Raw genomic sequence first — 13,321 nt, 5'->3', positions numbered from 1 at the left:
TATTGTGATATTATTTAAATACTTATATTAAATACTGATATTTGCGGTATATTCATAAATCGATATGGCATTTTCGTGTTTCCAAGCCCTGTATTTACATATAATTTTATATCTTTTTCTATATCGTAAAATCCTTTTGTATATTTTTTAGCTATAGGTGGTGTAATTATCGCTCCCATAAAAGGTACTGCTACTTGACCACCATGACTATGGCCAGCTAAAGCTAAATTAACATTTGAATTTTTAAATCCATCTATTAAATCAGGTTCGTGCAATAATAGTAAATTAAAATTACTTTTTTTCATATTTTTAATTAATGACTTAGAATCTGGACTTCCAAACATGGCTTCATCTAGCCCATAAATTGATAAACTTTTATTATTATTTAATACTATTTCTATTGTTTCATTAACCAAAACTTTAAATCCAGCCTTTTCCATTATGTTATCGTAATACTTATGACCTCCTCCCCCATAATCATGATTACCCCATATCGCAAATTTTCCTAAATCCGCATTTATTTTTGAAAGTACATTAGAAACATTTTCCTTTTCTTCATATTTACTCATCTTATCAATCAAATCCCCAGTAAAAACAACTATATCTGGATTTTGCTTATTTATTTTTTCAACTACGTCTTCTAACTGAGATAATTCATAAAAATCTCCTAGCTGACTATCTGTAAATTGAACTACCTTGATAGTTTGAGTACTTTTATCTTTATTTTCATTTATTTCATAATTCTTAACTGTTAACAACTTTGGTTCTATATACTTTGAATACCCGAACATAGCGACTGATAATATTAATATAGAAACTATAAATACTAATACTATTTTTAATATTTTATTTATGATCTTCATTATGTCTTACCTTTCTTTATTTGAGTCTATAAAAATATCTTAAACTATTTTCTTGCCATTTCAGTTACAAAAAAAGTCTAAAGATATATTAATACCCTTAGACTTTTGTAATATTGATTATACAATTATTCCAAACCATTAGCAAGTTCCATATTCTTTAAATCCACATTTCTTAGACAGTTTATAAGATGAGTTATCCATTTTTACGTCACAAGGATCTTTAATTGATAATGTTTCATGAAAAACGATATTATATAATCTTAAGTACTAAAATAATATTATGCTATATTATATTTTTAGTTCTAATCAATAAAAAAAGCTAGAATTCTAACACTTCTTAGAATTCTAGCTTTTTATTAATTTAACTCTGATGATATTTCATTAAGAACTGCTTTTGCATCATTAATAACAAATTGTGGCTCAACTTCATAATATTCACGATCTATAAATCTTTCTATTTTTTCTATATCTTCTACATCGTAGCTTATTACAAAAAGTACTATTGCAGCTTCATTTATATCCTTTTCTGATAATTCATTTTTTATAGCTGATTTTGCTTGAACCTCATACTTAACATTAAATCCTAATTCTAAAGCTGCTTGTTGTAACGACTTAGCACTTGCTTCATTTTCACATATTGCTACTATATTTTTATTCATAATTATGTACCTCTCTTTATTGTTCTATTTATTATATTATTAACTGTTACGGTCATCTACGTCAAGGTACACTTTTAACTAATATTATCTTTGAGGTGGAAGTATTTCTATCCAATAATTATCAGGATCTGCTATAAAGTATATCCCCATAGCTTCATTTTCATAGCATATACATCCCATATCTTTGTGTAATTTATGTGCTGCTTCAAAGTCATCAACTCTTAAAGCTAAGTGGAACTCATTATCTCCTAAGTTATATGGTCTATCCCAATCTCTTAGCCAAGTTAATTCTAACTTGTGATTTGTCTCCTCATCACCTAAATATACTAATATAAAGCTTCCGTCTTCTGCTACTGATCTTTTAGTTTCTTTTAGACCTAACGCCTTTTCATAAAATTCTATACTTTTTTCAAGATTTAATACATTAAAATTATTGTGACAAAATTTAAATTTCATTTTTTCTCCTCCAACTTTATTATAATTAATTTTTATTTCAATAAATATACTTCAATAAAATCTTTAAATTAATGACTTAATTAAAAATAACTTCAGATTATAATTGATTTATATTTAATTAATATTATTACCTACATTAACTTAATATACAAGATTTTTCTTCTTTATAACAGTTTCCACAAGAAATACACTTAGGATATTTTCTATTCCCTTGATTCCACTGATTTATTAAATCAGGTTCACATATTAAAGGTCTTGCTAGGCTAAAGTATTCTATATCATGTTCATTCAGTAATTCATTCATTACATCTAAACTTCGATTTCCTCCAACTAATATCACAGGTATATCTATTTGTGAGGCTAATTTTTTTGCATATTCTTTAAAATAAGACTCTTTTTCTTTGTTTCCTAGTATTTTTTTTCTACCAGCTCCTAAATTATTTTGAGCTACTTCCTTTATTGCACTATTTCCACCACTAACCTCTATAGCATTTATTCCCAACTCTGATAACTTTTTAGCTATATATAAGCTATCTTCTCTTGTAAGTCCATCATTTTCTAGCCCATCTTCTGAATTTAACTTAATAAATATAGGAAATTCTTCTCCAACCTTATTTCTTATTGCCTTATACACTTCAAAAATTATTCTTCCTCTATTTTCAATACAACCACCATATTCGTCAGTTCTTTTGTTATAATATGGAGATAAAAATTGGCTTAGCAAATATCCATGAGCTGCGTGGATTTGAACTCCATCAAACCCTGATTCTTTAACTCTTAATGCTGCATCTGTAAAAGATTCAACAATATAATTGATTTCTTTTTTTGTCATCTCTTTAGCCTTAGCTCCTGTAGTTTCACAAACCATGTTTGATGGTCCAAATATAACTCTATCATTTATATTAAAATTAGTCATAAATCCACCATATACAATTTGCATTACTATATTGCTTCCCAGTCCATGAATTTTTTCAGTTAAGCTTTTATATTCTTCTATAAAAGAATCTTCATAAATTCCCATCATACCTGGATTTGGTTGTTCTTCCTCTGTAATAAAAGCATATCCAGTTATTATAGTTCCTACGCCACCATTAGCTAATTCTTCATAAACTAACTTTAGTCTATCTGTCAAGTGTCCTTTGTCATCTGCTAAGTTTTCCCACACAGCACTTCTAAAAAATCTATTTTTTAACTTTATATTTAAAATTTTGGTATTATCAAAAAGATTTTTTAAGACATTACACTCCTTATTTTATTATATTTATATATGATAAGTATATATTTTATTTACATATATATACAATACATACTTTTAGGTCTGTTACTTACCTCTAGGTGACCTTTAATCTCTTTACTTTAAATATTATTTATATTTTATTAAATGCATATTTATAATATTTATTAATTAACTTAATAATTTAAAAATTATTATAGTATAATAGTTGCTTAGAGTAAAAACTATTTTTAAAATATAAATAAAGGATAATATTATGATATCTTATAAAGAAAAAAATTACGTTTGTTTACTTGATTTAGCTATGGAGATGATAAGAGGTAAATTGAAAGCTGTAATTATCTATCATTTAAATAAAGGTGAGAAAAGATTTTTGGGGCTTCAAAGAATAACATATGGTGTAAATCAAAAAGCTCTTACAGAAAAGCTAAAAGAACTTGAGGAGGATAAATTAATAACTAAAGTCATTTATCCTGAAGTGCCTCCTAGAGTTGAATATTTCTTAACTGATATGGGTAAATACCTAGCTATAGTACTCGAATCTTTAGAAGATTGGTCTAGTAAATATTTCTCTCATTTAAAATAAAAATGAGAGAAATATTTTTATTTTTTTTTATTTATATTTGAGACTATTACCGTCATTAAAGGAGTTATAAAACATAATATTGCAAAAGGTGCATAAGATAAACATGAAACACCTGTAACTAAGCTTACTATCAATCCATTTACATTCCATGGCATAAGAGGAGCTATCATAGTCCCTGTATCAGATATAGTTCTAGCTAAGATACTTTTATCTACTCCAATTTCTTCATATTTATTTTTTAATAATCTTGATGGCACTACAATACCTATAGTTTGGTCACAAGTAATAACTGTAAGAATACCACTTATAATACCTGTTTTTAAAATTAAATCTTTTTTACTTTTTATTTTATAAATTAAATCTTTAGTTAAATAATTTATAATACCCGTACCTTGCATTATTGATGCTAAAGCAATTGCTCCCATAACTATAATAACTACAGATACCATTGATACAATCCCACCACTATTTAAGGTTTCATTAATAATATTAGAACTTGAATTAGTACTAAACCCTAAAAATATATACTTAATTAAATCTAATAATTTTAAATTTTGAAATACGATGCTTATTATACTTCCGATGATAACACCAGACATCATACAATATATTGATTTTATTCCTATTATAGATAGTATAACTATTAGTACTGGTACTAATATAAAATATGGTGATATGAAAAATTCCTTTTTCATAGCTTTCATTAATTCTATTGAACTTTTAGATCCGCTAACATTACTATACTGGTTACCAATTAAATAGTATATTAATGCACAGACTATTATAGTAGGAATAATAGTTTTTAAAGATGATTTAACCATTTCTTTATAGCTGGTTTCTGTAGTTGCTAATGTTAGGTTTAATAAACCTGATATAGGTGATATTTTATCAGCTAAAAATGCACCAGAAACTATTACTCCAACTAGTAATCCTGTTGGAATTTCAAATCCTTTACCTATTCCTAATATAGCAATTCCAATTGTACTAATTGTCCCAACTGCAGTTCCCATAAAAACTGAGCTTATAGCTATTAATAAAAAACTTGAAAATAATATGTTCATACCATCCATATATTTCAAACCATAAAATATCATAGATGGAACAACACCTGATGATAGCCAAACAGAAACAGTGGCTCCTATTAATAAAATTACTACATATAAGCTTTTACACTCATTAATTTCCTTTAATATCATTTGTTTTAATTCTTTTATTGTAAATCCATTTTTTAATGATATAATCACTGCAAATAAAACACTTAATAAAAAAGCATATACTAAGGATATATTTGAAAGTGCACATATTACTATTGGTGCTATACACATAGTCAGCATTACATAAATTTGATTTTTATTTATTTTACATGTCTCCATACTCTCCCCCATTTACATATACTTTTATAATTTAATTCTATCTTAATTCTATACTATTATTTATATTCCTCTTTATTTATGCTATTTTATTTTTATTTGTGGATAACTATTAGTATTTTTTATTTTAAACTTCTAGAATATTTGCTTTTATATCCACAAGTCAACATAACTATAGTGGAAAACATTTTTCATCATTTTTTTTATTCTCTAACCCCTTTGGACTATAGTTATCAATAAAAAAAGAATATAGCTTTAATTTTTTAACCATATTCTACACTACTTATTATTTTTTAATTTTTATAATTAATTTTATTATTTTTAATATTTTATTTATTATATTTTTATGTTATTCATGCTCTATAATCATTATTATCTCAATAAAATTATTTTCAGAATTGTTAACATATATATCTACTTATTAACATTTTTCAGAAAATTTTATTAGTTTTTATTTGTATTATGTTAATATCTTTTTTAACCTAAAACAACTTTTCCCATTTCATTGTTTATAAGTTTTAATTTATCTAAATCATTAATTTCTGGATTATTTATTATATCTTTTATATTATTAATAATTAGTTTATTTTCAATATCTTGTTTTTCTCTTAATTCTATTAAACCTTCTATTATACTTTCTCTACTTAAAACTATCATACTTGCCCCCCTATTTAATTCTTTCTTATTATAAGTTTTGACAAGTTAAATAGTATTTAAACATAAAAAAACTATAGGAAAATTTAATTTCATATAGTTTTTTATTTTTAAAATTATATTTATGCCCATTTTCCTGTTTCTAAAAATAACTTAGCTCTTTTATCTGCATTTAAAACTATTGAATCATCATATTTCATAAATTCAAGTAACTTTATAGCATTTCTCGTTTGAGCTCTACCTTTATAAAGTTTATAATCAAATTTTATATCTTTATCAGTTATAATTTCTTCAAAGTGATAGTTTTCAAAATTTTCATTTAATAAATGTGTAAGCTCTATGTCATGAGTTGCTGCAAAGCATATACAATTTCTGTCACCTAAATATTTTAATACTTCACAAGAAGATGCCACTCTTTCTACAGTGTTTGTTCCTCTTAAAATTTCATCTACAAAACATAAACAAGGTGTATTATCATTTATATTATCTATTATTCGTTTTAATGATTTTATTTCAACTATATAATAACTTTCATTACTAAATATATCATCTTTTAAAGCCATTGAAGTGCATACATTAAAATATAAGGATTTATAATCTTTTGCACAACATGTATATATTGTTTGAGCTAATATAGCATTTATTGCTACTGCTTTTATAAATGTAGATTTTCCTGATGCATTTGATCCTGTCAATAAAATACTATTATAAAAACTTCCACTATTAGTTACTGGATTTAAAATTAACGGATGATATATTTCTGTAAATTCTAATAAATTATCTTCTTTTTTATTACTTTTTATAAGTTGTGGTAATGAATAATATTTTAAGCTATCTCTAAATGACGCCACTCCAATTAATGCATCTATAATACCTACAAACTCATATACTAATTTTAAATTTTTACTTTTTCTAACTATAGTATTTTTTACTTTTTCATAAGTTATTAAATCTGTAAGAAATATCATTTTTGTATATTCACTAAACACATTTACATCAGCTATTGCACTATTAGCATCTTGTTTTATATATTTCTTTCGTATGTTTTTAACTTCTTCTAAATCACTATCTATGTTATATAAATTTTTTTCAATCTCATCTATTTTTAGGCTTTTTATTTTATTAGCTGCTTTTACTACTGATACTACATATGTAAATCCTTCTGTATTATAATGATATTTTTTATTATTTTGACTAATATATATATTGAAAATTATAGATAATGCAAATAAAATTATAAAGTATCCACTAATAAATATTAAACATAAACTTATTATAGGTGCTATAGCTAATAATCTATATTTAAGTAACTTATTGCCACTAATATCAATTTCATTATATAGGCAATTTGTTGTATATAAATCATCACTAATTCCTAATTTTCCAAGTATATATTGTACTTCTTTTCTTTTAGCTTCATTTTTTCTAAAATACTCTATAACATTATTTCTCTTATCTAAATCTTGTTGATTATATAAAGGATTTCTAAGCATATTATATAAAATTTCTAATCCAGCAGTACTTTGTGTATTATTAATTTTTTTAAAAATATCGTCCATATTAAGGTCATTCCAAGTTATATCATCTATTATATTCTTTTCATTTTTATTTCTAAAATAGCTTGATACACTATTCATTTTTATATTAACTTCTTTTAAATCAATTTCTTTACCGTAATCTTCTATTATTTTCTTTTTAATATATTTTAATTTATTTATATTATCATAAATAGCTACTGATAATGCTATCAAGAAAATAACTGCAACCCCTAATAAAAACATTATTATATCTTTCATCTTTTACTCCCTTATCAAATTTAAATTGTATGTTAGCTCTATTTAAATTTGATTTTTTTCTTTTAATATTTCTAGTTCTTTGATTATGTTTTCAAATCTTTTGTTATCTTTAAATAAATTTTCTCTTTCTTTTAAAGCAGTAATTAACATACCATATATATCTAATTTTATATCTATACTTTTATCTTCAATTTTGTCATAACACCAATGTTCATTTATAAAATTATGTTTGTTTAAATTTATATCTCGTATAGAGTCTATCATCTCTTCTAAATAATCCAATGCTTTATCTAATCGACCACGTTTGCTCTCTAAATCATATAAATATATATATGTATCATGATTACTTCTTTGATCTGGTAATAATTTTCTTATACTATCACTCAATTTTATATATCTTTCAGCCTTTTCAAAATCTACATACTTTTCATCCATACCGTCTTTATAATTATAATTTATAGAACTTAAACTCATAGAAGATACTAGTGCTTCTTTTAATGACTTATATAAGTTTTCTTGCATTAACTTTTTAGCTTCTTCTACTTTATCTTGCTGCATATATATAAGCGGCAAGATTACATCTGGATCACAAGATGGTTTATATATTTTTTTTATTACCTCTTCTGCTTTATTTGCTTGATTATTCATCATATAGCCAGAACTAAGACTTACTAATGATAATTCTTTCAATTCTATATTTGTAGTGTTATTTGATATTTCTTCAAGAATGTTTATGTACCTATTAATCATTTCATTCTGTTTTTCTTTTTTTGGAATCTTTACCATTACTAGTGTATATATATTAGATAATCTGTATTTTAGTTTCCAATTATTAGGATATCTCTTTAAATATTTCTCAGTCAATTCTAATCCTTCATCCATTTTATTTTCTACTATAAGCATTTCACATTCTTGCCCAATTTGATTTATCTCTTCATCTGTCAAATCTATTCTATAGTTCATTAATGTATCTATGGTAACATCAAAAAAACTTGCGAGTACTGGTAATATTGTTATATCTGGATAAGTTGTTCCACTTTCCCATTTTGAAACTGCTGCAACTGATACCCCTATAAAATTTGCTAGCTGTTCCTGTGTTATTTCATTTCCCCTTCTAAGTACCTTTATTACTTTTCCTACTTCTAGTTTATCCATTGCAATACCTCCTTTATAGATTATAACTCTAGTATAATTTAGAGATACTCATTTAACAATGGAGCAATAGTTAACCTAAATTCAAGTTTTTTAACTTCTAGTTAAGTTATAAAAATCCATTCTCTTAATCCACTGCATTATGGTTAAGTTTCATTTGAAGAGCTACATCATTCATTGCTTAAAATATAATCTTTTTCCTTTAAATGTTTCTCATAATATGTAACACATGAAACATAAAAGATTCAAACCGTCTAAATTAATTAATTATAAGTTTTTCACATAATTGTATTAAATTTTTTTCAAATAATATATCATCTTCTTTTTGTCTTTTTTTAGGACCTCTCATTTTACCTCCAGATTTTCTTATTTTTTTAGATATATGTCTGTTAAATAATAATTGATCTATATTTTCATTAGTGTATATTTTTCCATTTTGGCTAATTGGATGTCCTCCTTTCGAAAGAACCATTGCTGCTAATCCATAATCCTGTGTTACTATAATATCACCTTTAACGACTTTATTTACTAATGCGAAATCCACCGAATCCGCCCCTTTAGATAAGACAATTGTTTCTATTCCTGGCTTATTAAATACATGTGATGTATCACACATTATTAGTACGTCTATATTAAACATTTTTGCTACATCTATCGTTATATCTACTACAGGACATCCATCTGCATCTATTAAAATTTTCATAATACCTCCTTAAATTATTTTAATAATATTATAACATTACCATTATCTTTAGTTCCGTATGAATTACTTATTTTTTTATATTATATTTTATTGTCACAAAGGAGTTTTTTAGAGCTATAATTATTGTAATGGAATAAATTTCAAATAGGTATAGGGGGCTAATTATGAAATTTGAATGTTTTTATTATCCAACGATAAATGAACAAGGTGAAGTTGTAAAATGTAATAAAAATTTAAAAGAATTTGATTTTAGAAATGAAGTACCTACAAAAACACTTTACTATAACTATGGTAAAAACTTTGCTATTTATCAAAACAGTGAATTTTTTATTGTTGAAGATGGAGTATTAACTAAAACTGTCACATCTAATGAATTAAAATTCCCATTACATATCGTTTTTGGCAAAGGTACTCAGCTTAAAATTTTTTCACCTAAAGACTTATCATCTATAAGGTTACTATTAAATGGTGAGTTTGAAAAGGAAAAAGAGCTTGGAGAATTATTTTGCTTATCTTTTATGCTTAACAGACTTATAAAAAACACACAATATGAAATTATGTCAGACTTAACTAATAGCTCTAGAGATTATAATTATATAAATGAAGAAATTGACTTAAGAACACAAAAATTAATTGATGAATTAAAAATAGTTGAAAGAAAGTTTTATAATTTAACTATTGAACATCCAAATTTAAAAGATTCATATCTAAATTATATGAATTTCAGTAATAAAGAAGATATGCTAGAACTATCAATAAATAAGTATTTTAAAGAGGGTACTGATGAATATAAATATTATATTTTAACTAAATCGGTTTGGAAGTCTAAACCAATATATCCTAAGTTTAAATTAGATAATTTAATAAATTCTTATAATTATAGAGATTAAAATACTTATTTACTTGAATAAAAAGAGAGGATTAATAAATCCTCTTTTTTTATTCGAAATTTTAGTTTACATATATTACCGGTTTTTTTTATAAACATTTTCATCTAAATTAGTATTGTCTATTACTTTCAAATATTTTTTAATATTTTCTTGTTTTCCCCATATTTTTTGTCATTTTTTGTATTTTAAAAACGAACGTATATATTGTAACCAATATATACGTTAAGAAAGAAGGTGCAACTTGGTTTCAGATTCTAATTTATTAATGCTATTACATAATAACCCAAATGATGGCTTAGAAGCTATGATGGAAAATTATATGGGCCTTGTATATAAAATAATATATAACCAATTATCTAACGTACTTTCAAATGAGGATATAGAGGAATGCGTTAGTGATGTATTTTTGTACGTTTTTAATTATAAAGATAATATAGATTTACAAAAAGGATCAATTAAAGCACTTTTAGCTGTCATAGCTAAAAGAAAATCTATTGATTTATATAGAAAAAATAAAAAAACTATAGATTTGAAAATGCCACTCGAATCTATTGAGGAAAATACTTTCGACGAATTTGACTCAGTATCTGATTCAGTTTCTAATAACGAAAGAAATAAATTATTAATTGATGCTATTAAGTCTTTGGGGGAACCTGATAGTGAAATAATAATAAGGAAATTTTTCTTTAGGGAAAGCTCTAAAGATATTTCCAAAGTATTAGGTATTAAAGCTAATACCATAGATAAAAAGTCTTCAAGATGTATGGATAAACTAAAAAAAATCTTAAGGGGGGTTTTATAATTGGAAGACAATATACTTAAAATACTTGATGATTTAGATCTTGAAGAAGTTTCACTACTATTAGATCAAGATTTTTCTATGCCAATAGATAAAAATATTCAAAATCGCATTAAATTTTCTGTAAAAGAAAAGGCCGGATTTAATCCAACTCCCTCTAAGAAAAACTACTTTAATAAAATAAAAGATAATATAAAGTCAAATCTAGTGCGAAATAGGTTAGCATTTGCATGTAGTTTATCTATATTATTTTTAGGTATTGGGAGCTATACATATATAAAATTACCTGTGGCTTACGTGTCAGTAGATATAAACCCTAGTGTAGAACTTAGTATAAACAGATTCAATAATGTTGTATCTGCTTCTGCATTAAATAAAGATGGTCAAGTTTTATTGAATGATATAAAATCTGAACACAAAAACGTGTTTAGTATTATAAATGAAATTATTGATAACGCTATAAAGGAAAAATATATATCTAAGAATAAATCGACAGCTATAGCAATTGCATCTATTTCAAATGATTATGAAATCAGAAATGAATTAGAGAATGATTTAAAGAACTCTGTAAACAGTCATTTTTCTAAAAATTCTATAGAGGGAGCTATTTATTCTTACGATGAAGATATTTCTAAAAGAGATGCTGCTAAAAAAATAGGGCTAAGTGTTGGTAAAATGAACTTAATTGAGGACTTAATCTCCTTTGACAAAACCATAGATGTTGATGACTATAAAAACAAATCAGTATTAGATATAGACACTAAAATTTTAGAATTTAAAGATAAGATTAAAAAATCTAATAAAACAACTGATAGTTCTATAAAAAATGTAAATTCTAACACTTTATCAAGGCTTAAAGATAATACCACTGTTAATGATACCTCTAGCGTAAGCAACAGTAATAATTCTTCTAGTAGTAATAACTCTAATAATAACAATGGTGATTTTTCTAGTAACAAGCCTAGTACTAGTGGCAACGATGATTCTTCTAATAATAGTAGACCAGGCAATAGTGAAAATGCCCCTGGACATAACAAACCTAACTATAATGATAATCATCACAATAGGCCTAATAACAATAATGGAAATCACTATGGTCATGATAAATATAATAACGGAAACCACTATGGCCATGATGACAAATATAATAATAGAAATTATTAAATAGAAAGTAATAGCAAATAAATACAAATGACTAAAATTTAATATGGGGGATTTATAATGAAAACGAAAAAAAAATTATCAATAGGATCACTAGGTGCACTTGCACTTACTTTATCCAGTATAGCGCCTGTAAATGCTCAATCAGTTCAAGCGCAGACTTTACAAAATCTTAATTTAAGAACGGGCCCTAGTACAAGTTATTCAATACTATTAACATTAAAAAAAGGAACTATCGTTGAAGTACTTGAGACGTCTAATCACTGGACTTTAGTAAAGTATAATAACTCAACTGGATATGTAGCTTCTAATTATTTAAAAAATGCATCGATTAACAATAATTCTTCTCCAAGTGAAGATTTATCTAATGATTCTTTAAAACTTATGGAATGTACTATCGGTAACCTAAATATAAGAAAAGGTCCTTCTACTTCTGATTCCATAATAGGAAAGTTAGATAAGACAGATAGAGTCTATGTTTCATACCATACATATAATGGATGGACTAGAATAAAATATGCAAACGGATATGGATATGTTAGCTCTAAATTTTTAACTAATATAAAAGAAGATGTTACGGTTAATTTAACTATGCAATGTAATGTAAATTCTTTAAATATAAGAAAAGGTCCATCTTCAACTGAGCCTGTCTTAGGTAGCTTGAAATATAAAGATAAAGTAAATGTTGTAATGAATTTAAACAATGGATGGTCTAAAATTAATTTTAATGGCGGATATGCCTATGTAAATACAAATTATATTTCTAACTCTGTATCTACTCCTTCAAATTCAACATTCATGAAATGTAATACAGATGTATTGAATATTAGAAGTGAACCATCTAAATCAGAAAAAATTATAGGAAAACTAAAAAAAGGTGAAAAAGTAGAAGTTATTTATCATTTAAATTCCGGGTGGACTAGAATAAAATTTAATACTAGTTATGGATATGTCTCTAACTCATATCTAATTTAATAACTATTGATAATTTTTATAAA

General features: G+C 25.1%; 13 protein-coding genes and 1 pseudogene. 5 read left to right on the top strand and 9 right to left on the bottom strand.

Features of this window, described 5'->3' with window-relative positions:
• Positions 1 to 14: 14 nt before the first annotated feature.
• The 4 genes and pseudogenes from NWE74_RS14180 to NWE74_RS14165 form a co-directional block, all read right to left on the bottom strand.
• Positions 15 to 863 carry a metallophosphoesterase gene (locus tag NWE74_RS14180; RefSeq protein WP_258243646.1) on the bottom strand — a complete coding sequence of 283 codons (849 nt, stop codon included), beginning with the start codon at positions 861 to 863 and terminating at the stop codon, positions 15 to 17.
• Between the two features lie 356 nt (positions 864 to 1,219).
• The gene (locus tag NWE74_RS14175) at positions 1,220 to 1,522 is read right to left on the bottom strand and encodes a PTS sugar transporter subunit IIBC (RefSeq protein WP_258243645.1); all 303 of its coding nucleotides are present in this window, start codon (positions 1,520 to 1,522) and stop codon (positions 1,220 to 1,222) included.
• An 84-nt stretch (positions 1,523 to 1,606) separates the two neighbouring features.
• Positions 1,607 to 1,978: a VOC family protein gene (locus NWE74_RS14170; RefSeq protein ID WP_258243644.1), complete on the bottom strand. Its 372-nt coding sequence runs from the start codon at positions 1,976 to 1,978 to the stop codon at positions 1,607 to 1,609.
• Between the two features lie 136 nt (positions 1,979 to 2,114).
• Positions 2,115 to 3,191, bottom strand: a pseudogene (locus NWE74_RS14165) (NADH:flavin oxidoreductase); the annotation flags it as partial.
• Positions 3,192 to 3,468: 277 nt separating this feature from the next.
• On the opposite strand from NWE74_RS14165, the gene NWE74_RS14160 reads away from it, so the two are divergent.
• Entirely contained in the window at positions 3,469 to 3,798 is a 330-nt protein-coding gene (locus NWE74_RS14160) for a winged helix-turn-helix transcriptional regulator (RefSeq protein WP_258243643.1), read from the top strand.
• 17 nt (positions 3,799 to 3,815) lie between these two features.
• On the opposite strand, the gene NWE74_RS14155 is transcribed toward NWE74_RS14160, so the two are convergent.
• The 5 genes from NWE74_RS14155 to NWE74_RS14135 all read right to left on the bottom strand — a co-directional run bounded on the left by NWE74_RS14155 (position 3,816) and on the right by NWE74_RS14135 (position 9,473).
• On the bottom strand, positions 3,816 to 5,171 hold the full coding sequence (locus NWE74_RS14155; protein ID WP_258243642.1) for a Na+/H+ antiporter NhaC family protein: 1,356 nt from the start codon (positions 5,169 to 5,171) through the stop codon (positions 3,816 to 3,818).
• Positions 5,172 to 5,645: 474 nt separating this feature from the next.
• Complete coding sequence (locus tag NWE74_RS14150; RefSeq protein ID WP_258243641.1) at positions 5,646 to 5,825, bottom strand: hypothetical protein; 180 nt, start codon at positions 5,823 to 5,825, stop codon at positions 5,646 to 5,648.
• 119 nt (positions 5,826 to 5,944) lie between these two features.
• Complete coding sequence (locus NWE74_RS14145; RefSeq protein ID WP_258243640.1) at positions 5,945 to 7,618, bottom strand: MutS-related protein; 1,674 nt, start codon at positions 7,616 to 7,618, stop codon at positions 5,945 to 5,947.
• A gap of 42 nt (positions 7,619 to 7,660) precedes the next feature.
• Complete coding sequence (locus NWE74_RS14140) at positions 7,661 to 8,773, bottom strand: helix-turn-helix domain-containing protein (protein ID WP_258243639.1); 1,113 nt, start codon at positions 8,771 to 8,773, stop codon at positions 7,661 to 7,663.
• A gap of 256 nt (positions 8,774 to 9,029) precedes the next feature.
• Positions 9,030 to 9,473 (bottom strand): YaiI/YqxD family protein, encoded by a 444-nt coding sequence (locus NWE74_RS14135; protein WP_258243638.1) that lies wholly within the window; start codon positions 9,471 to 9,473, stop codon positions 9,030 to 9,032.
• A gap of 164 nt (positions 9,474 to 9,637) precedes the next feature.
• Here NWE74_RS14135 and NWE74_RS14130 point away from each other — a divergent pair, with 164 nt between their 5' ends.
• The 4 genes from NWE74_RS14130 to NWE74_RS14115 all read left to right on the top strand — a co-directional run bounded on the left by NWE74_RS14130 (position 9,638) and on the right by NWE74_RS14115 (position 13,298).
• Complete coding sequence (locus tag NWE74_RS14130; RefSeq protein WP_258243637.1) at positions 9,638 to 10,363, top strand: hypothetical protein; 726 nt, start codon at positions 9,638 to 9,640, stop codon at positions 10,361 to 10,363.
• 241 nt (positions 10,364 to 10,604) lie between these two features.
• On the top strand, positions 10,605 to 11,165 hold the full coding sequence (locus NWE74_RS14125; protein WP_258243636.1) for an RNA polymerase sigma factor: 561 nt from the start codon (positions 10,605 to 10,607) through the stop codon (positions 11,163 to 11,165).
• Entirely contained in the window at positions 11,166 to 12,326 is a 1,161-nt protein-coding gene (locus NWE74_RS14120) for a hypothetical protein (RefSeq protein WP_258243635.1), read from the top strand.
• Positions 12,327 to 12,383: 57 nt separating this feature from the next.
• Positions 12,384 to 13,298, top strand: a complete 915-nt coding sequence (locus NWE74_RS14115; RefSeq protein WP_258243634.1) for an SH3 domain-containing protein — start codon at positions 12,384 to 12,386, stop codon at positions 13,296 to 13,298.
• Positions 13,299 to 13,321 lie beyond the last annotated feature (23 nt).

The sequence above is a fragment of the Romboutsia lituseburensis genome (assembly GCF_024723825.1).
Lineage (GTDB): Bacteria > Bacillota > Clostridia > Peptostreptococcales > Peptostreptococcaceae > Romboutsia_F > Romboutsia_F lituseburensis_A.
Note: the sequence above shows the minus strand (reverse complement) of the source record. Positions and strands in the feature narration are given on the sequence as shown.

Excerpts from the sequence above, each read along its gene's own strand:
- NWE74_RS14180 (WP_258243646.1), bottom strand. The coding sequence starts at position 863 with ATGAAGATCATAAATAAAATATTAAAAATAGTATTAGTATTTATAGTT.
- NWE74_RS14175 (WP_258243645.1), bottom strand. The coding sequence starts at position 1,522 with ATGAATAAAAATATAGTAGCAATATGTGAAAATGAAGCAAGTGCTAAG.
- NWE74_RS14170 (WP_258243644.1), bottom strand. The coding sequence starts at position 1,978 with ATGAAATTTAAATTTTGTCACAATAATTTTAATGTATTAAATCTTGAA.
- NWE74_RS14160 (WP_258243643.1), top strand. The coding sequence starts at position 3,469 with ATGATATCTTATAAAGAAAAAAATTACGTTTGTTTACTTGATTTAGCT.
- NWE74_RS14155 (WP_258243642.1), bottom strand. The coding sequence starts at position 5,171 with ATGGAGACATGTAAAATAAATAAAAATCAAATTTATGTAATGCTGACT.
- NWE74_RS14150 (WP_258243641.1), bottom strand. The coding sequence starts at position 5,825 with ATGATAGTTTTAAGTAGAGAAAGTATAATAGAAGGTTTAATAGAATTA.
- NWE74_RS14145 (WP_258243640.1), bottom strand. The coding sequence starts at position 7,618 with ATGAAAGATATAATAATGTTTTTATTAGGGGTTGCAGTTATTTTCTTG.
- NWE74_RS14140 (WP_258243639.1), bottom strand. The coding sequence starts at position 8,773 with ATGGATAAACTAGAAGTAGGAAAAGTAATAAAGGTACTTAGAAGGGGA.
- NWE74_RS14135 (WP_258243638.1), bottom strand. The coding sequence starts at position 9,473 with ATGAAAATTTTAATAGATGCAGATGGATGTCCTGTAGTAGATATAACG.
- NWE74_RS14130 (WP_258243637.1), top strand. The coding sequence starts at position 9,638 with ATGAAATTTGAATGTTTTTATTATCCAACGATAAATGAACAAGGTGAA.
- NWE74_RS14115 (WP_258243634.1), top strand. The coding sequence starts at position 12,384 with ATGAAAACGAAAAAAAAATTATCAATAGGATCACTAGGTGCACTTGCA.